At 62.0% G+C, this 17,569-nt stretch carries 17 protein-coding genes; 7 read left to right on the top strand and 10 right to left on the bottom strand.

The window, feature by feature from the left end; translation table 11 throughout:
• Positions 1 to 66: 66 nt before the first annotated feature.
• The 5 genes from JNB71_RS20340 to JNB71_RS20360 all read right to left on the bottom strand — a co-directional run bounded on the left by JNB71_RS20340 (position 67) and on the right by JNB71_RS20360 (position 4,355).
• The gene (locus tag JNB71_RS20340; RefSeq protein WP_220373602.1) at positions 67 to 1,020 is read right to left on the bottom strand and encodes an ABC transporter substrate-binding protein; all 954 of its coding nucleotides are present in this window, start codon (positions 1,018 to 1,020) and stop codon (positions 67 to 69) included.
• Positions 1,021 to 1,113: 93 nt separating this feature from the next.
• Entirely contained in the window at positions 1,114 to 2,286 is a 1,173-nt protein-coding gene (rlmN, locus tag JNB71_RS20345; protein WP_223215936.1) for a 23S rRNA (adenine(2503)-C(2))-methyltransferase RlmN, read from the bottom strand.
• Positions 2,287 to 2,611: 325 nt separating this feature from the next.
• Positions 2,612 to 3,115: an invasion associated locus B family protein gene (locus JNB71_RS20350; protein WP_220373604.1), complete on the bottom strand. Its 504-nt coding sequence runs from the start codon at positions 3,113 to 3,115 to the stop codon at positions 2,612 to 2,614.
• A 481-nt stretch (positions 3,116 to 3,596) separates the two neighbouring features.
• On the bottom strand, positions 3,597 to 3,974 hold the full coding sequence (locus JNB71_RS20355) for a YkvA family protein (RefSeq protein WP_220373689.1): 378 nt from the start codon (positions 3,972 to 3,974) through the stop codon (positions 3,597 to 3,599).
• A 48-nt stretch (positions 3,975 to 4,022) separates the two neighbouring features.
• A complete protein-coding gene (locus tag JNB71_RS20360) occupies positions 4,023 to 4,355 on the bottom strand; it encodes a 4a-hydroxytetrahydrobiopterin dehydratase (protein ID WP_220373605.1) in 333 nt (110 codons plus the stop codon).
• 88 nt (positions 4,356 to 4,443) lie between these two features.
• Here JNB71_RS20360 and JNB71_RS20365 point away from each other — a divergent pair, with 88 nt between their 5' ends.
• Positions 4,444 to 4,908 carry a low molecular weight protein-tyrosine-phosphatase gene (locus tag JNB71_RS20365; RefSeq protein WP_220373606.1) on the top strand — a complete coding sequence of 155 codons (465 nt, stop codon included), beginning with the start codon at positions 4,444 to 4,446 and terminating at the stop codon, positions 4,906 to 4,908.
• Here JNB71_RS20365 and thpR read toward each other — a convergent pair.
• Both thpR and JNB71_RS20375 read right to left on the bottom strand, forming a co-directional pair.
• Positions 4,845 to 5,435, bottom strand: coding sequence for an RNA 2',3'-cyclic phosphodiesterase (gene thpR / locus JNB71_RS20370; RefSeq protein WP_018328537.1), 591 nt, complete (start codon positions 5,433 to 5,435; stop codon positions 4,845 to 4,847). The genes JNB71_RS20365 and thpR overlap by 64 nt on opposite strands.
• A gap of 136 nt (positions 5,436 to 5,571) precedes the next feature.
• On the bottom strand, positions 5,572 to 6,213 hold the full coding sequence (locus JNB71_RS20375) for an arylesterase (RefSeq protein WP_220373690.1): 642 nt from the start codon (positions 6,211 to 6,213) through the stop codon (positions 5,572 to 5,574).
• A gap of 73 nt (positions 6,214 to 6,286) precedes the next feature.
• Here JNB71_RS20375 and JNB71_RS20380 point away from each other — a divergent pair, with 73 nt between their 5' ends.
• The 4 genes from JNB71_RS20380 to JNB71_RS20395 all read left to right on the top strand — a co-directional run bounded on the left by JNB71_RS20380 (position 6,287) and on the right by JNB71_RS20395 (position 11,219).
• Positions 6,287 to 7,012: an ABC transporter ATP-binding protein gene (locus JNB71_RS20380; RefSeq protein WP_220373607.1), complete on the top strand. Its 726-nt coding sequence runs from the start codon at positions 6,287 to 6,289 to the stop codon at positions 7,010 to 7,012.
• Positions 7,009 to 9,561: an ABC transporter permease gene (locus JNB71_RS20385; RefSeq protein WP_220373608.1), complete on the top strand. Its 2,553-nt coding sequence runs from the start codon at positions 7,009 to 7,011 to the stop codon at positions 9,559 to 9,561. Before JNB71_RS20380 ends, JNB71_RS20385 begins: the two co-directional genes overlap by 4 nt.
• 223 nt (positions 9,562 to 9,784) lie before the next feature.
• Entirely contained in the window at positions 9,785 to 10,528 is a 744-nt protein-coding gene (locus JNB71_RS20390) for a Bax inhibitor-1/YccA family protein (RefSeq protein WP_220373609.1), read from the top strand.
• 133 nt (positions 10,529 to 10,661) lie between these two features.
• Positions 10,662 to 11,219, top strand: a complete 558-nt coding sequence (locus JNB71_RS20395; protein WP_220373610.1) for a GNAT family N-acetyltransferase — start codon at positions 10,662 to 10,664, stop codon at positions 11,217 to 11,219.
• Between the two features lies 1 nt (position 11,220).
• On the opposite strand, the gene JNB71_RS20400 is transcribed toward JNB71_RS20395, so the two are convergent.
• From JNB71_RS20400 to acnA, 3 genes are all read right to left on the bottom strand, one after another.
• Positions 11,221 to 11,628 (bottom strand): DUF2794 domain-containing protein, encoded by a 408-nt coding sequence (locus tag JNB71_RS20400; RefSeq protein WP_220373691.1) that lies wholly within the window; start codon positions 11,626 to 11,628, stop codon positions 11,221 to 11,223.
• Between the two features lie 398 nt (positions 11,629 to 12,026).
• The gene (locus JNB71_RS20405) at positions 12,027 to 12,776 is read right to left on the bottom strand and encodes a DUF1223 domain-containing protein (RefSeq protein WP_431029431.1); all 750 of its coding nucleotides are present in this window, start codon (positions 12,774 to 12,776) and stop codon (positions 12,027 to 12,029) included.
• A gap of 185 nt (positions 12,777 to 12,961) precedes the next feature.
• Positions 12,962 to 15,652: an aconitate hydratase AcnA gene (gene acnA / locus JNB71_RS20410; protein ID WP_220373611.1), complete on the bottom strand. Its 2,691-nt coding sequence runs from the start codon at positions 15,650 to 15,652 to the stop codon at positions 12,962 to 12,964.
• Between the two features lie 266 nt (positions 15,653 to 15,918).
• On the opposite strand from acnA, the gene ccmA reads away from it, so the two are divergent.
• Positions 15,919 to 16,560 (top strand): heme ABC exporter ATP-binding protein CcmA, encoded by a 642-nt coding sequence (gene ccmA / locus JNB71_RS20415; RefSeq protein WP_220373693.1) that lies wholly within the window; start codon positions 15,919 to 15,921, stop codon positions 16,558 to 16,560.
• A 235-nt stretch (positions 16,561 to 16,795) separates the two neighbouring features.
• Positions 16,796 to 17,455, top strand: coding sequence for a heme exporter protein CcmB (gene ccmB / locus JNB71_RS20420; RefSeq protein WP_220373612.1), 660 nt, complete (start codon positions 16,796 to 16,798; stop codon positions 17,453 to 17,455).
• Positions 17,456 to 17,569 lie beyond the last annotated feature (114 nt).

The raw sequence follows: 17,569 nt of genomic DNA on the forward strand, positions 1-17,569 counted from the left end.
GCCCCCGTATGGAAGGTGGGCGGTTCGAAATCAATCCGATTGTGCCAGGCGTGAGGCGATGCGCGCCTATTCGATGACGCGCGTGGCGCGGCCGAGCACGCTTTCGGGGAAGGTCACGCCCATCTTCGAGGCGGCAGCCTTGTTGATGACGAGATCGGTGCCGGCCGCGACCTTGACGGCGATATCGCCCGGGTTTTCACCCTTGAGGACACGCACGACGACATCGCCAGTCTGCTTGCCGACATCATGGTAGTTGAAGCCGAGAGCAGCGACCGCGCCGCGGGAAACGGAGTCCGTATCGGCCGTGAAGAGCGGCAGCTTGGCTTCCTCGGCGACGGCGACAGCACCTTCGAGCGCCGAGATGATGGTGTTGTCGGTCGGGATATAGATGACGTCGGCGCGACCGACGAGGGCGCGAGCGGCGCCCTGGACTTCAGCGGACTTCGTCGCGGCGGATTCGACGACGGCCAGGCCGGCCTTCTCGGCTTGCGTCTTCAGAACGGCGAGCAGCGACACCGAGTTCGCCTCGCCGGAATTGTAGAGATAGCCGATCGATTTCACGTTCGGCAGGATTTCCTTGATAAGCGCGACATGCTCGGCAACCGGCGACAAATCGGAGAGACCGGTGACGTTGCCGCCCGGCTTGTCCATGTCGTTCACGAGCTGCGCGCCGAGCGGATCGGACACGGCGGTGAAGACGACCGGAATGTCGCGCGTCGAGGAGACCACCGCCTGCGCCGAGGGCGTCGAGATCGGAACGATGACGTCCGGTCCTTCGCCGGCGAACTGGCGGGCGATCTGTGCTGCCGTCGCCGGATTGCCCTGGGCGGACTCATAGAGGAACTTGAGGTTTTCGCCTTCCTTGTAGCCGGCGCCGGCCAGTGCTTCCTTGACACCGTCACGCACGGCATCGAGCGCAGGGTGTTCGACGATGGCGGTGACGGCGACGGTCACTTCGTCTGCCCGGGCGGGAAGGGCAAGGGCGACGGTTGCTGCGAGAGCAAGCAGGATTGAGCGCATGGGTATCCTCCGGGACTGATTTTTGGCCTTCTTTAGGAAGCGCGACAGGCTAAATCAATCGAATTGGAGACCGGCATTCATCAAATTTGCTGATCAATCCTCGCCGTGATTGGCGATCATCATGGCCTCGAAGGCCATGCGGTCGACCTTGCGCATGCGCTCGGATTCGGATTTCAGCTGGCCGCAGGCGGCGAGAATGTCGCGGCCACGGGGCGTGCGGATCGGCGAGGCGTAGCCGGCGGCGTTGATGAAGTCGGCAAATTGTTCGATGTGCTCCCAGGAGGAACACTGGTAGTTCGTGCCGGGCCAGGGATTGAAGGGGATGAGGTTGATCTTGGCGGGAATGCCCTTCAGGAGCCGCACCAGTTCCTTGGCATCTTCAAGCGAATCGTTGACGCCCTCGAGCATCACATATTCGAAGGTGATGCGGCGCGCGTTCGACAGGCCGGGATAGGCGCGGCAGGCATCGAGCAGGTCCTTCAGCGGATATTTCTTGTTGATCGGCACCAGCATGTCGCGCAGGTCGTCGCGCACGGCATGCAGCGAGATCGCCAGCATGACGCCGAGCTCTGCGCCGGTGCGGTGGATTTCCGGAACGATGCCGGAGGTCGAGAGCGTCACGCGCCGCTTCGACAGCGAGAGCCCATCCCCGTCGGTGGCGATCAGAAGCGCCGTCTTGACGTTTTCGAAATTGTAGAGCGGCTCGCCCATGCCCATCATGACGACGTTGGAGACCTTGCGGCCCTCGGCGGGCACGATGGCGCCGGCCGGCGTATCACGGTCGGGGAAATCGCCCAGCCGGTCGCGGGCCAGCAGAAGCTGCGCCAGGATTTCCTCGGCCGTCAGGTTGCGCACCAGCTTCTGCGTGCCGGTGTGGCAGAAGGAACAGGTGAGCGTGCAACCGACCTGGCTCGATATACACAGCGTGCCGCGGCCTTCCTCGGGAATGTAGACGGTCTCGATCTCGACGGGCCGACCGGCGCCGCGCGGGGGGAAGCGCAACAGCCACTTGCGGGTGCCGTCGGTCGAGATCTGCTCCTCGACGATTTCCGGCCGGGCGATGGTGAAATGCTTCTTCAGCATCTCGCGCATGTCCTTCGACACATTGGTCATGTGGTCGAAGTCGGAGACGCCGCGTACATAGAGCCAGTGCCAGAGCTGGCTCACCCGCATCTTCACCTGCTTCTGCGGAACGCCGATCTCGAGCAGGGCCGTACCCATGTCCTCGCGCGAGAGGCCGATCAGCGACGGCATTTCGGCCGCCATGGCCGGGCGGATCGGCGCCTTCAAGGGGTGGTCCAGATTGAGTGCTTCAGTCGCGGCCATTCTCGCCAGTTCCTGTGTCCGAGATACGCAAGGACCGTTCAAGCGCTTTCGCTTGCATCAATGCGTAAATTACTGAGATCAGAGTTCGGTTGCCGCGTTCTGGGATCGTCGGGCGTCCGCGCAGCCATGTTGGAGCGGGCCTTTAGCATGGTTTTCGCCCGTCGTCACCCTCCCGCATATCAGGGTAGATCTGCGAAAACACGAACCTCAACGGCAAAAGGCCGGCAAGCCGGCCTTTTTAAACGTTCAGCAGGTGCGAAACCCCTTACTTGCAGCCTTCGATCTGCTTCAGCGCGGCCGAAATGCCCGACAGGGAATAGGAGTAGGCCGTCGGCGTGCCCTTGCGCGATTTTGCGGCAACCGACATGGCCTTGCCGGATTTCATCGCGGCGACGAGCGCCGGCTCTTCGGCGGCATTCTCGACCCAGGCGGAATTGCCCTTGGTGAACATCACGAAATCCTTGGCGTCGATGGTGACGGTCACCTTCGAATTCTCCTGCAGCGGATAGCCCATCATGGCCTGCGGCTCGTAGGAGATGTTCTGGCCCGGACGCTGCGACACGAGGAAGAAGATATCGCCATGGTCGACATTGGCCGGGCTCTTTTCCTTCGGTACCGAAAGAACGTAGCAGACCTTGCTGGAACCGGAGGTATAGGAATAGGCACCCCAGGCATTGAACTGCTGGATACGGGTCGGCGACTGGGCCGAGGCCACGCCGGCCAACGCCGTCACGAGTGCGAGTGCGGTGATGAGCTTTCTTACAAACATCTTGTCCTGCCGGTTTCTTGGGCGCCGGTGCCCGATCAGCATCAGCCGGGCAACGCATGGTCATGATTTGATTTATTTTGACTTAATTCAGGTTACCAAACCGTCAACATTCTCTGAATTCACTGCGCACCCGCTTTAATACGGAACACATTGCGACGCAAATCCTGCTTCACGTCCGGCTTTGCAAGATCTTCCGGCCAGCCAGGGCGCGCCCGAACGATGCCAGCCCGGTTGCTTCACGGTTTTGCGAAAATCCAGGGAACGGTTCCCGGCGAGAACTGCCGAATTCCGTCTGCCGTGCGCGCGTGGCTTGCTGAGCCTTTGCCCATCAGCCAAAACGTGCCCGACGCGCGTTTATGTCATAAAGAATCAGGCAAGAGTTTGACCTTCGAAAAAAGCCTCGTGTCTGGCAGAAGTTAGCCAGAAAACATGGGGAGCAGGGCGGGTAGCAGGCCGGCATTTCGTCAGGCGCGCGAGCGGCTCAGTCGGGCAGTCTGTCCTGCAAGGCCTCGTCCGCCCTTACGTAGTGCTGTTCCTTGATCTGGCCGCTGATCGCGGCAAAAGCGGCCGTCAGCACGGCGATGTCATCCGAAAAGCCGACCATGGCCAGAACGTCCGGAATGAAATCGAACGGCAAGACGAAATAGGCGAGCGCGCCAAGAAGGATGCCGCGGGTGCGCATCGGCGTCGCCGGGTCCATGGCGCAATAATAGGCGGCAACGAGGTCGCGGCTGAACGGCACCTGCCGCATCGCGCGCTTGAGAGTCGGCCAGAACCGGCGCTCGACCTTGCGGGCCTTTGCCTCCTGCTCGCTCTCCTCGCCAGGCAGCAGAATCTCGCCGATCTTGACGTCATCCATCTTCTTCGTCTCGTCCTTCATGGAAAAGCATATGGGTGAGCGGGGCGCCTATTTCAAATGGGCTTCCTTCATATGGTCGGGCATGCGCCCGGCTGCCGCGCGGTCCATTCTGCCGGCGAGCTTGAAGTCCAGTTCGGTCAGCCCGCCCGTATCATGGGTGGTCAGCGTCACGTCCACCTTGTTGTAGACATTGAACCATTCGGGGTGATGGCCGAACTTCTCCGCCGCAAGCGCGCATTCGCTCATGAAGCCGAAGGCTTCGACAAAGCTCCTGAACCGGAAGGTCTTCCAGATCGAAAGGCCATCTTCAGCAAGCACCCAGCCCTCCATCTTGTGCAGGTTCTCGGTAACGGTCTCCGGGCTGAGCTTTTCCTGTTTCATGACGATCCCCTTTTGTGACGGCAACATTGCGGTTTCACAACGCGACAGCCTTGGATAGGTTCAATTTTTCTCCTGCCGGTTGGATAGCATGAAACCTGTCAGAATTCTCTTTGTCTGTCTCGGCAATATCTGCCGTTCGCCGCTGGCCGAAGGCATTCTGCGGCATCTGTCGCTGGGTTACCCCGTCGATATCGATTCCGCCGGAACCGGCGGCTGGCACATCGGTGACCTGCCGGATCCTCGCTCGATTGCGGTCGCACGGCGCCACGGCGTCGATATTGCCGGCCAGCGCGGCCGCAAGATCGATGCCGGCGATTTTGCGGCCTTCGATCTGATCTTTGCAATGGACCGGAACAATCTGGCGACGCTGCGCGCGCTCGCACCGCCGGCCGCGCAGCACAAGCTGCATCTCTTCCTCGGCTATACGCTGGGCGTCGAGCGCGACGTGCCCGACCCCTATTATGGAGGCCCGGAAGGCTTCGATGCCGTCTACAGCATGCTCTTCGAAGGCTGCTCTTCGCTGATCGGCAGGCTGGAAGAAATCGGCTCGTAGAGCGGGAAGACCTCCTCGGTGATGTAGGGGCCGCCGCCGATCGAATCGCGCGACGAGAGGAGCACGAAGCGCGAGACGGTGAAGGGGTTGGTGTAGAAGCCGCCGCGTCCTGACAGGTACCCGACGACGTCCTCGACCCGCGACGAGCGCAGCCGCGCGAGCGTCACATGCGGCGTGAACTTGCGCGGGTCGGCCGGAAGGCCCAGCCTCTGGCAGATACGCTCGATTTCGGCCTGGAGGGCATAAAGTTCCGGCGGGTTGCTGACCCCGGCCCAGACGGAATGCGGCTTCTTCGAACCGAAGGCGCCGGTGCCGGTCAGCTGCAGCTGGAATTCCGGGCGTTCGATGCGGTCAAGCCGGTCGACGATCTCGTCTGCGGTCCGGTTGTCGACGTCACCGATGAAGCGGAGTGTGATGTGGTAATTCTCCACATCGATCCAACGGGCACCGGGAAGACCACCACGTAACAATGAAAGGCTCATTGCGGCATTACGCGGAATCTCGAGGGCGGTGAAAAGTCTCGGCATAACGAGCTCCCCGAATCTCTGGCAGATATCGTCAGCGAATCACGCTTGACATCTGCACGCAACTATAATTTCGCACCTGCAATATTTATCCAACTCAATTATCAGTCGTTGAACAAGAGATTGTTTGTTTTGTTCCTCAGCCTCCCGTTGAAAGCGATTGTACGAAGCGTTCGGCGACCGGCAGGAAGCGCTCGACCATGACGCCGATGCCGTCGCCGTTCGGATGCATGCCATCCTCGATCTTCAGCTTCGCATTCTCCACGACGCCGTCAAGAAAAAACGGATAGAGTTCCGCACCATAGGCCCTGGCGAGCTCCGGATAGATCGGATTGAACCGGCTCGCATAGTCGTCGCCCATGTTCGGCGGCGCCAGCATGCCGACCAGGAGAACCGGGATGCCGCGCGATTTAAGCTTCTCGATCATGGCTATCAGGTTCTTGCGGCTTTCTTCGGGCGGGATGCCGCGCAGCGCGTCGTTGGCGCCGAGTTCGAGGATCACGCCCTTGGTGCCGTCCGGCACCGACCAGTCGATCCGCGCCAGCCCGCCCGAGGTCGTGTCGCCGGAAACGCCGGCATTGGCGATCGTCACGTCATGGCCCTTCGCGCGCAGGGCCTTTTCCAGACGGGCGGGAAAGGCGTCTTCCGGCGGCAATTGGTAGCCTGCCATCAGGCTGTCGCCAAAGCCGACGAGATTGAGCGTGGCGGAACGGGCCGGGATCGAGGTGATCACAATTGCCGTGATCGCCAACAAAAAAACCATCAAACCTTTTATTCGCATGAATGCGCCCTTAAATCGGTACAACATCAGCCGCTCCGGCAATTCCCATATCCTGAATATAGGACAGTTTCCCTTGGCAAAAACCATGATCGAACTGAAAAATGCGGATCTGACACTCGGCCAGGCCGCCGCGTCCGTTCATGTGCTGAAGGGAATGGACCTGACCATCGGAGCCGGTGAGTCTGTCGGCATCGTCGGTCCCTCGGGCTCCGGCAAGTCGACGCTGCTGATGGTTCTTGCCGGTCTGGAGCGTCTCGACAGCGGTGAAATCATCATCGACGGCACGCCGCTGCACGGCTTGAGCGAAGACCGGGTGGCGGAATTCCGCGGCCGCAATATCGGCATCGTCTTCCAATCCTTCCACCTCATCCCGAACATGACGGCGCTCGAAAATGTCGCCGTGCCGCTCGAGCTTGCCAATGTCCGCAACGCCTTTGAAATCGCTCGTCACGAGCTCGCCTCCGTCGGCCTCGGGGAGCGGCTGTCGCATTATCCCGGCCAGCTCTCCGGCGGCGAGCAGCAGCGCGTGGCGATCGCGCGCGCCCTGGCGCCGGCGCCGAAACTGCTGATCGCCGACGAGCCCACCGGCAATCTCGATGCCGAAACCGGCCGCCAGGTGGCCGATCTCATCTTCTCCAAGCAGGCCGAGCGCGACATGACGCTGGTCCTCGTGACCCATGATGCCTCGCTTGCCGCCCGCTGCTCGCGCCAGGTGCGGGTTCGCTCTGGTGAGATCGTTTCCGGCTCGGGTCATGACCCGGCTCTTGCCGCATCGCTGTCGAAGGCGGTTTCCGCATGACGGGCCGTGCTGCCAACGGTTTTCGTCCTGGGCTCGCCTTTCGCCTGGCGCTGCGGGAAATGCGCGGCGGCCTGAAAGGTTTCTACATTTTTCTCGCTTGCGTTGCGCTCGGCACGGCGGCGATTGCCGGCGTTAATTCGCTGTCGCAGTCGATCACCAGCTCGATCGCCAGCCAGGGCCGCGAGCTGCTCGCCGGCGATATCCGCTTCGAACTCAACAACCGCGTCGCGACGCCAGAGGAAAAGGCCTTCGTCGACGACATGGGGACGGTCGCGGTATCCGCCAGCCTGCGCTCCATGGCAAGGCTGCCCGATGGCTCCAACCAGGCGCTCGTCGAGCTGAAGGCGGTCGATGGCGCCTATCCGCTTTACGGCAAGCTCGAAAGCGAGCCGGCGGCACCGCTCGGCGAGCTTCTGGCCAGTCATGGCGATGTCCATGATGCGCTGGCAGCCCCGTTGCTTCTGGAACGGCTCGGCATCGAGACCGGCGACGAAATCCTGCTCGGCACGGCCCGCATCCGGATTTCCGGCCTGATCGTGCGCGAACCGGACGCCTTGTCGGACGGGTTCGGCTTTGCGCCGCGCCTGCTCTTGTCAGCAGACGCGCTTGCTGCCTCCGGCCTGGTACAGACGGGAAGCCTGGTCGAGCATGTCTACAAGGTGAAAGTGGATGATCCCTCCAGCGTTCCCGCCTTGCGCCGACAGGCCGAGGAGAAATTCCCGCAGGCCGGCTGGTCGATTCGCACCAGCCAGAACGCGGCGCCGGCGCTGACGGCCAACATCACCCGCTTCTCGCAGTTCCTGACCCTCGTCGGCCTGACCGCGCTGATCGTCGGCGGCGTCGGCGTTGCCAATGCGGTGCGCTCCTACCTCGATTCCAAGCGCGGCGTCATAGCAACGTTCAAATGCGTCGGCGCGCCCGCCGCGATGGTCACCGCCATCTATCTCATACAGATCCTGATGATCGCCTTGATCGGCATCGTCGTCGGCCTCGTGCTCGGTGCACTTATCCCCTTCGTCGCCGCTCAATTCCTGGCAAACATGCTGCCGGTGTCGACTGCGTTCCAGCTCTACCCGCAAGCGCTTGGCCTTGCCGCCATGTTCGGCCTTCTGACGGCGCTCGCCTTTGCCATCCTGCCGCTCGGCCACGCCCGCGAAGTGCCGGCGACCGCGCTCTTCCGCGAGCAGAGCTTCGAACGGTCGCGCCTGCCGTCCTGGCCCTATCTGCTTGCCGCCGCTCTCTGCCTTGCAGCGCTTGCCGGCCTTGCCATCCTGACCGCCTATGACCGGCGGATTTCCCTCACCTTCCTCGGTGCCATCGCCTTCGCCTTTATCGTGCTGCGCGGCGTCGCCGTTCTCGTCGCCGTGCTTGCCCGCCGGGCGCCGCGTGTCAGCTCGCCGGCCTTTCGGCTCGCCATCGGCAATATCCATCGTCCCGGCGCGCTGACGCCGTCGGTGGTCCTGTCGCTCGGTCTCGGGCTTGCACTTCTCGTCACGCTGGCGCTGATCGACGGCAATCTGCGGCGCGAGCTCACCGGCAGCCTGCCGGAGCGGGCGCCGAACTTCTTTTTCGTCGATATTCAGGGTGCCGAGGTGGAGGGGTTCCGCTCGCTGCTGCAGAAAAGCCTGCCCGAGGGCAAGATCGTCGAAGTGCCGATGCTGCGTGGCCGCATCCTTGCGTTCAACGGGCAGGATGTCAGCAAGATGACCGTGCCGCCGGGCGGACAATGGGTGCTGCGCGGCGACCGGGGCATCACCTATGCCGAGAACCGACCGGAAAATTCGTCTCTGACGCAGGGCAGCTGGTGGGCGCCGGACTATTCCGGCGAGCCGCTCGTCTCGTTTTCGGCGGAGGAAGCCGGCGAACTCGGCCTGAAGCTCGGCGATACGGTCACCGTCAACGTGCTCGGCCGTAACGTCACGGCCCGGATCGCCAATTTCCGCAAGGTGGAATGGGAATCCCTGTCGATCAATTTCGTCATGGTCTTCTCGCCGAACACCTTTGCCGGCGCTCCGCATGCCTGGCTCGCCACGGTTATCGATCCCAACGCCACGGCGGCCGATGAGGCGGCAGCGCTGAAGGCGGTGACGAATGCCTATCCGACGATCACCAGCGTGCGCGTCAAGGATGCGCTCGATATCATCAATCAACTGCTGGGGCAGCTCGCGACGGCAATCCGCGCCGCCGCCGCCGTGGCGCTGATGGCCTCTGTTCTGGTGCTGGCCGGCGCTCTTGCCGCCGGCAACCGGGCCCGCACCCACGATGCCGTCGTCCTGAAGACGCTCGGGGCGACACGTTCGACACTGATCCGTGCCTTCTGCTACGAATACGCGATGCTCGGCCTGTCCACGGCCGTCTTCGCGCTGTTCGCCGGCGGCGTGGCGGCCTGGTACGTGGTGAGCCGGGTCATGACCTTGCCCTCGTCCTTCCTGCCGGATGTCGCCCTGGCGACGATGGCTGTGGCGCTGGTCGTCACGGTCGGTTTCGGCCTTGCCGGTACCTGGCGGGTGCTCGGTCAGAAGGCTGCGCCGGTGCTGCGGGAACTCTGATCGGCCAGTTAACCGTTAAAGCCATGGCGCAAAAGGCGTTCGCAGCGGCTTTTCGAACGATTCGCAGCCCTGCCGGTCTTGTGCAAGTCATATTTCGACATCATATTCTACCAAGGCATGCTGGAGCCCCGCAGCGGCGCCTGGGCCGAGTAGCCGGCATCTTGAATGATGCGCCCTCGTTGCCTGACACCGTAAACTTAACCGGGGCTTATAAGAGGAAACAATGGCTGATCTTAGAAACTACCAAACCCGGACGGCGCAGACTGGTGCGCAGGCGGGGGCCGTAATCGATGAAGGTCTGCGCACCTATATGCTCAAGGTGTACAACCTGATGGCCCTTGGTCTGGCGATCACCGGTATCGCCGCCTTCGCTGCGTTCCAATTCGCATTTGCGGACGGACAGCTGACCGCCTTCGGTCAGGCGATCTATGTGAGCCCACTGAAGTGGGTCGTCATGCTCGCGCCGTTGGCTCTGGTGTTCTACATGAGCTTCCGCATCAACTCCATGAGCGTGTCCGCCGCGCAGACCACCTTCTGGGTCTATGCGGGCCTGATGGGTCTTTCGCTGTCGTCGATCTTCCTGATCTATACCGGCCAGAGCATCGTCCAGACGTTCTTCGTCACGGCTGCTTCGTTCGGCGGTCTGTCGCTCTACGGCTATACCACCAAGCGTGACCTTTCCGGCATGGGCTCGTTCCTGATCATGGGTCTGTTCGGCCTGATCATCGCCTCGATCGTCAACATCTTCCTCGGCTCGTCCGCGCTTGATTTTGCGATCTCCGTCATCGGCGTTCTGATCTTCGCCGGCCTGACCGCCTGGGATACCCAGAAGATCAAGGAAATGTACTTCGAAGCAGACGGTGCCGAAGTCGCCGGCCGCAAGGCCATCATGGGCGCCCTGACGCTCTACCTCGACTTCATCAACCTGTTCCTGTTCCTGCTGCGTTTCCTTGGAAACCGCGAATAACCGGAACCCTGAGACAATCGAAAAAGGCGGCCTCGGCCGCCTTTTTTGTTGCCTGCTCCGCGACGTTTGGCGCTTGCCTGATTGCTCTATCCCGGTATGAAGGACGAGTTGTTTTATCCAATCAGGCCTGCCGATGTCTTTCACCCTGCGCGACGCCACCCTTTCCGACATTCCGGCCATCACCGATATTTACCGGGAATCGGTGCTGAACGGTGTTGCCTCCTATGAGATGACGCCCCCGGCGGAAGCGGAAATGGCGTCGCGTTTCTCAGCGATCACCAGCAATGGTTACCCCTATATCGCCGCGGTCGCTCCGGATGGCGTCCTGCTCGGCTATGCCTATGCATCTGCGTTCCGGACACGGCCGGCCTATCGTTTCCTGGTCGAGGATTCGATCTATCTGGCGCCGCAGGCGCGGGGGCAGGGCGTGGGTAAGGCTCTGCTTGCCGAACTCATCCGGCGCTGCACGGAACTCGGCTTCCGCCAGATGGTCGCCGTCATCGGCGGCGCGCATCCGGCTTCGGTAGCGGTCCATCGCGCGGCCGGCTTCGAGCATGGCGGATTGATGAAGGCGACCGGCTTCAAGCACGGCCGCTGGCTCGATACGATCATCATGCAACTGCCGCTCGGCGACGGCGTGACGACCGATCCGCAGCCCGGCGTCTATCCGGACACGCTCTATCGCGGCTGAATCAGGTTTCGATCAGCCTCAGCATCTTGTCGAAGACTTTCAAGACCTGCTGCAGGTCATGGCCGCGCTTCAGGATCATGCCGTGTGTATTGACGACGCTGTAGGCACCCTGCTTGGCTGCCAGCTTCGGGTTTTTCTCAATCCTGAAGAGCGCCATCTCGCCTGAACGCTTGAACACCGAGAACACCGCCCGGTCGCGCAGGTGGTCCATCGCATAGTCGCGCCACTCGCCTTCGCCGACCATGCGGCCATAGACCTTAAGGATCAGATCGAGTTCCCTGCGGTGGAAGGTGATGGGAGGCGGATCCTGGCTGCTGCTGCGGTATTCGTGCAGGTGGACAACCACATTGGAGGTTGGCTGCCTTTCGGAACGGGTCTCGCCTTGCGGCAAATCCGGCTGATCGGTCATCTTTACCCCGGCCTTTATTGTGACAGGACGGTTACAGTTTGCCTGACCCGCGCTGAAATGCAAGCCGCAAGCCGCACCGGTTTGCCAGAGACTTTTTTCTGTATGCCGCATTTCAGTCAAAACCGCGCCCCATTTCGAAACGACACTCGCGCTCGCCGACATGGGGAGTCCTCCCGATTGTCCGGTCTGCTGTCTGCTCGAGGGATGCGTTTTTCGAGCGGGAGCAGTGTTGGAGTGGTTGGCCATCAGCGCCCCTCGGGCGCGGCCACTCCAAACGCCACGTTTTCTGGCAGCGCCCGTTGCCAAGAAGCCTGGTCGGTTCGGTCCGGTATCTTCGAACCCTCAGCCCCAGCCCCTCGATGCTGCCGGGCCGAACCAGCATCCTGACCCGTCACGGATCAGTTGGCGGCGCTGTCCGCCATGACGGTCGTCGCGCCGAGGATGGCGCCGGGCGTTTCATTGTCCTTCATCTTCTGCAGCAGCACCGCGCAGCCGTCATTGTCGCCTTCACTGAGAACGGAGGCCGGCAGCACGAAATTGGCGGGGTTGCCGTCCCACATGCCGATCGTCTGGACATCGCGCACGGAATGCCAGTAGGAAATCGTCCTGCCGCTGTTCTCACCCTTCTTCACGTCAACCAGTTGCTCGCGGTTGAAATAGACGACGACCACGTTGGCCTTGCCGTCGCCGGCACCGACATTGATGTCCACCTCGTCCTTGCGCACGGTGGCATTGACCGGAACGGTCAGACCCTTGCCCTTTTCACGCATTTCCGTCAGTCGCCGGTTGATGCCGTCGAGATCGGCGCCGTTGATATGGTCGCGTCCGTTGAGGATGGCCTGGGGTGTGTAGACGCCGCTGCGGCCGAGCATCCGGGCATAGGCGTATTGCCGGGCGGTGTTGTCCTTGGTGGCGAGCGTATCGGCCCAGCCGAGATAGTTCCAATAGTCGACGTGATAGGAAAGCGCCACGACCTTGCCGTCATCGATCAGTTTTTTCAACGCCGCATCCGCCGGGGGGCAGGAAGAACAGCCCTGGCTCGTGAACAGTTCGACGACACCGGCCGGCTCGCCGGCTATCACCGGCAACGCCATCAGGCCGAGGCCACAGGCGAGCATGATGCGGCGAAGGTTAGGGGATCCAGGCATCGGGCATCGTTCCATTTCAAAGGATGCGGGGAGCTGCGAAGCAATCGAAGCCTTTCATACGCCGCTCGCCTTTCAACAGAAAGTCACGTTGGAGTGAGGCGAACGACATTGAAGGCGCTGAGTGCACGAGACGCAAAAAGGCCGGGGTTTTGCAGCCCCGGCCCCTGGTTTTCACCCGGATGGATTTAAGCGGCGAGGTCGCGCAAAACGGTCTGCAGGATGCCGCCATTGTTCATGTAGGTAACTTCATCGAGCGTATCGATACGGCAGATGAGAGGGACTTCCTTCACCGAACCGTCGCTGTAGCTGATCCTGGCGACCCGCTTTTCGCGCGGCTGGACATTGGTCAACCCGTCGATATCGACGATCTCGTCACCCTTCAGGCCGAGCGATTCCCAGGTCGTGCCTTGCTCGAAGACGAAGGGCACGACGCCCATGCCGACGAGGTTGGAGCGGTGAATACGCTCGAAGGACTGGGCGATCACGGCTTTTACGCCGAGCAGGTTGGTGCCCTTCGCCGCCCAGTCGCGCGACGAGCCGTTGCCATATTCGACGCCGGCGAAGATGACCAACGGAACGCCCTCTTCCTTGTACTTCATGGCCGCGTCATAGATCGACATCTCTTCCTTCGAAGGATAGTGGATCGTATAGCCGCCTTCCTTGCCGTTCGGTCCCATCATGTGGTTGCGGATGCGGATGTTGGCAAAGGTGCCGCGCATCATCACTTCGTGGTTGCCGCGGCGCGTGCCGTACTGGTTGAAGTCGGCAACGCTGACGCCATGGCCGATGAGGTACGCACCGGCCGGAGACGCCGCCTTGATCGACCCGGCCGGCGAGATGTGGTCGGTGGTGATCTTGTCGCCGAACAGGCCAAGCACGCGCGCGCCCTTGATATCGGAAATACCCGAACCGGTCTTGCCCATGCCGACGAAGTAGGGCGGGTTTTGCACGTAGGTCGAGTTGTCGTCCCAGGCATAGGTCTGGCCTGCCGGAACCTGAACTGCCTGCCAGTTGGCGTCGCCCTTGAACACGTCGGCATATTTCGATGCGTAGAGTGCGCGGGTAACGTATTTCAGGATGAATTCCTGGATTTCCTGCGAGGTCGGCCAGATGTCCTTGAGGAACACCGGGTTGCCGTCGCTGCCGATACCGAGCGGCTCGGTCGTCAGATCTTTTTTGACGGTGCCGGCGAGCGCGTAAGCCACGACCAGAGGCGGTGAGGCGAGATAGTTCGCCTGGACGTCCGGCGAGATGCGGCCTTCGAAGTTGCGGTTGCCCGAGAGAACGCCGGACACGATCAGGCCCTTCTCGTTGATGGTCTTCGAGATTGGTGCCGGCAGCGGGCCGGAATTGCCGATGCAGGTCGTGCAGCCGAAGCCGACGAGGTTGAAGCCGAGCGCATCAAGTGATTCCTGCAGGCCGGACTTGGCGAGATATTCGCCGACGACCTGGGATCCCGGTGCGAGCGAGGTCTTCACCCAAGGTGCCGACTTCAGGCCCTTGGCAACGGCGTTGCGGGCGAGAAGGCCGGCGGCGATCAGCACCGAGGGGTTCGACGTGTTGGTGCAGGAGGTGATGGCGGCAATCGCCACGTCGCCATGGCCGAGATCGAAATCCGTGCCTTCGACTGCGTAGCGGTTTTCCAGCTGTCCCGGCTTCTTGTAGTCGTTTTCGAGCGAGGTTGCGAAGCCCGAAGCGATGTTTTCGAGCGGGATGCGGCCTTCCGGACGCTTCGGACCAGCCATGGCGGGAACCACGTCGCCGAGGTCGAGTTCGAGCGTGTCGGTGAAGACGAGGTCGGAGCCGTCGCCTTCGCGCCACATGCCTTGCGCCTTCGAATAGGCTTCGACGAGAGCGATACGCTGCTCTTCGCGGCCGGACATGGTGAGGTAGTTGATGGTTTCGGCATCGACGGGGAAGAAGCCGCAGGTCGCGCCGTATTCCGGGCCCATGTTGCCGATCGTGGCGCGGTCGGCGAGCGTCATGTTGTCGAGGCCGGAACCGAAGAATTCGACGAACTTCGAAACCACGCCCTTCTTGCGCAGCATCTGTACGACCATCAGCACGAGGTCGGTGGCGGTGACGCCTTCCTTGAGCTTGCCGGTCAGCTTGAAGCCGATGACCTCCGGCAGCAGCATCGAAACCGGCTGGCCGAGCATGGCCGCTTCAGCCTCGATGCCGCCCACGCCCCAGCCGAGAACGCCGAGACCATTGATCATGGTCGTGTGGCTGTCGGTGCCGACACAGGTATCCGGGTAGGCGGTGATCTCGCCGTTTTCTTCCTTCGTCCAGACGGTCTGGCCGAGATATTCGAGGTTGACCTGGTGACAGATGCCGGTGCCGGGCGGAACGACTCGGAAATTCTTGAAGGCCTGCTGGCCCCATTTCAGGAAGCGGTAGCGCTCGCCGTTGCGCGCGTATTCGAGCTCGACATTCTTGGCAAAGGCGGTCGGCGTGCCGAATTCGTCGACGATGACGGAATGGTCGATGACGAGGTCGACGGGAACGAGCGGGTTGATCTTTTCCGGATCACCGCCGAGCGACACCATCGCGTCGCGCATGGCTGCGAGATCGACCACGGCAGGAACGCCGGTGAAGTCCTGCATCAGCACGCGCGCCGGGCGATAGGCGATTTCGTTTTCGACGAGACCCTTGTTGGTCAGCCATTCGGCGACGGCAAGGATGTTTTCCTTCGTGACCGAGCGGCCGTCTTCGAAGCGCAGCAGGTTCTCAAGCAGAACCTTCATCGAATAGGGGAGCTTGGAAACGCCGGCGAGGCCGTTTTCTTCGGCTTTCGGCAGGCTGTAATAGACATAGTCTGTGCCGTTGACCGAAAGCGTCGACCGACAATTGAAACTGTCAAGGGATTTGGACACTGGATACCCCGTTCCGTTTGATCGCCAAAGTGACGTACGAACGCCCGAGCGCATTTGATGCGCGATATGGGATGCGGGTACGGCCATTTCCGCTGTCCGTACGTGGAAATCATTCCATGTTCGGCGCTAGGATGAAATTCACGCCGACCGCTGGCGTGTTGGGGCGGTTATAGATAATTTCTCCGGAACGTGCCAGACCGTGTGCGACCAATTTGAGACAATTTTTTTGCGTTGCGACGAACGTCGTAAAAGGAATGTGAATGCCGATCAGCCTCCTCGTCGAAGGCCTCAGTGCGAAGCGCGGCGAGGACCTGATTTTCCACGATATTTCGTTTGTTTTGACAGCCGGCGAGGCCCTCGTGGTGACGGGTCCGAACGGCTCGGGAAAGTCGACCCTTTTGCGCGTTCTGGCGGGGCTGCTGGCGGCGCAATCGGGCAGGGTGCTGCTTGACGGAATCTCGTCTGAAATCGGCCATCCCCGCGAGTTCTGCCACTACCTCGGCCATCGCAATGCAATGAAGCGCGAACTGACCGTCGAGGAGAATCTTTCCTTCTGGAAATCCTTCATGGGTGATTCGCCCGGCGGGGCCGGTATCGGCATCGAGGAGGCCGCCGAGGCGCTCGGCCTCGGCGGTATTTCGCACCTGCCTTTCGGCTATCTCTCGGCCGGCCAGCAGCGGCGCATGGCGATGGCCAAGCTGCTTGTCGCCTATCGCCCGATCTGGCTGCTCGACGAGCCGACGGCGGCGCTCGATGCAAGCGCCGACCGGCTGTTTGCGACGTTGGTGACCCGGCATCTCGGCGCGGGCGGCATTGTCGTCGCGGCAACGCACCAGCCGTTGGGGGTGGAGGCGAGGGAATTGCGGATGACGGGGTTTGCGGGTGTTGCGGGAGAGGTAGGTCATTGATGCCGCTGTCCTCTTGCCGTGGGGTGCCCCCTCATCCGGCCCTTCGGGCCACCTTCTCCCCGCTGGGGAGAAGAGGGAACGCGCCGCGGCTCCTTCGAATTCAATGCTTCGTTGAGACGCGAGGTGTCTGTTTCTCAGTGGGCGTGCCGCAGACACCCTCTTCTCCCCAGCGGGGAGAAGGTGGCCCGAAGGGCCGGATGAGGGGGGCTTTCGCCGACGATGCGGGAGCCTGCGCATGACCTCCCTCTTCCTCCGCGACCTCAAACTTGCCATGCGCGCCGGCGGCGGGGCGTTGATCGGTGTGTTGTTCTTCATGACCGTCGTCGCCGTCGTGCCGTTCGCCGTCGGTCCCGACCTCAATCTTTTGTCGCGGATCGGCCCGGCGATCCTGTGGATCGGCGCGCTGCTCGCATCGCTTCTCGGGCTCGACCGTCTGTTCCAGGCGGAGCGCGAGGATGGCTCGCTGGACCTGATGCTGATGCAGGAGACGCCGCTGGTGCTGACGGTGCTGATGAAGTGCCTGGCGCACTGGACGGCGACCGGCTTGCCGTTGGTGATCGCCTCGCCGCTGCTGGGGCTGTTCATGAACATGAAAGAGCTTGCGATCGGTGCGACCATGCTGACGCTGCTTGCCGGCACGCCTGCAATCACCCTCATCGGCGCGGCCGGTGCGGCGGTCGCCGTGACGCTGCCGCGCGGCGGTCTGCTGGTGTCGATCCTGGTGCTGCCGCTCACCGTTCCGGTCCTGATCTTCGGGGTCAGCGCGGCCTATGCGGCGGTCGAGGATCCGGCGCCCTTCCTGCCGCCCTTCCTGATATTGATCGCGATCACGCTTTTCTTTGCCGTCATCGGGCCGCTTTCGGCGGCACTGGCGCTGAGGGCCGCGTCGGACTAGAGCATTCCGCCCTTTTGTAGAAGGGCGGATAAAATGCTCTAGAATTAAAGATCGAGCGACCTTTTACGCGTTCATTGAACGCGTGGCGCTCTGACGCAATTGTGATCGCATGGT

Origin of the sequence: Rhizobium herbae (genome assembly GCF_019511375.1) — a bacterium.
In the GTDB taxonomy this organism is placed as follows: Bacteria; Pseudomonadota; Alphaproteobacteria; order Rhizobiales; family Rhizobiaceae; genus Pararhizobium; species Pararhizobium herbae_A.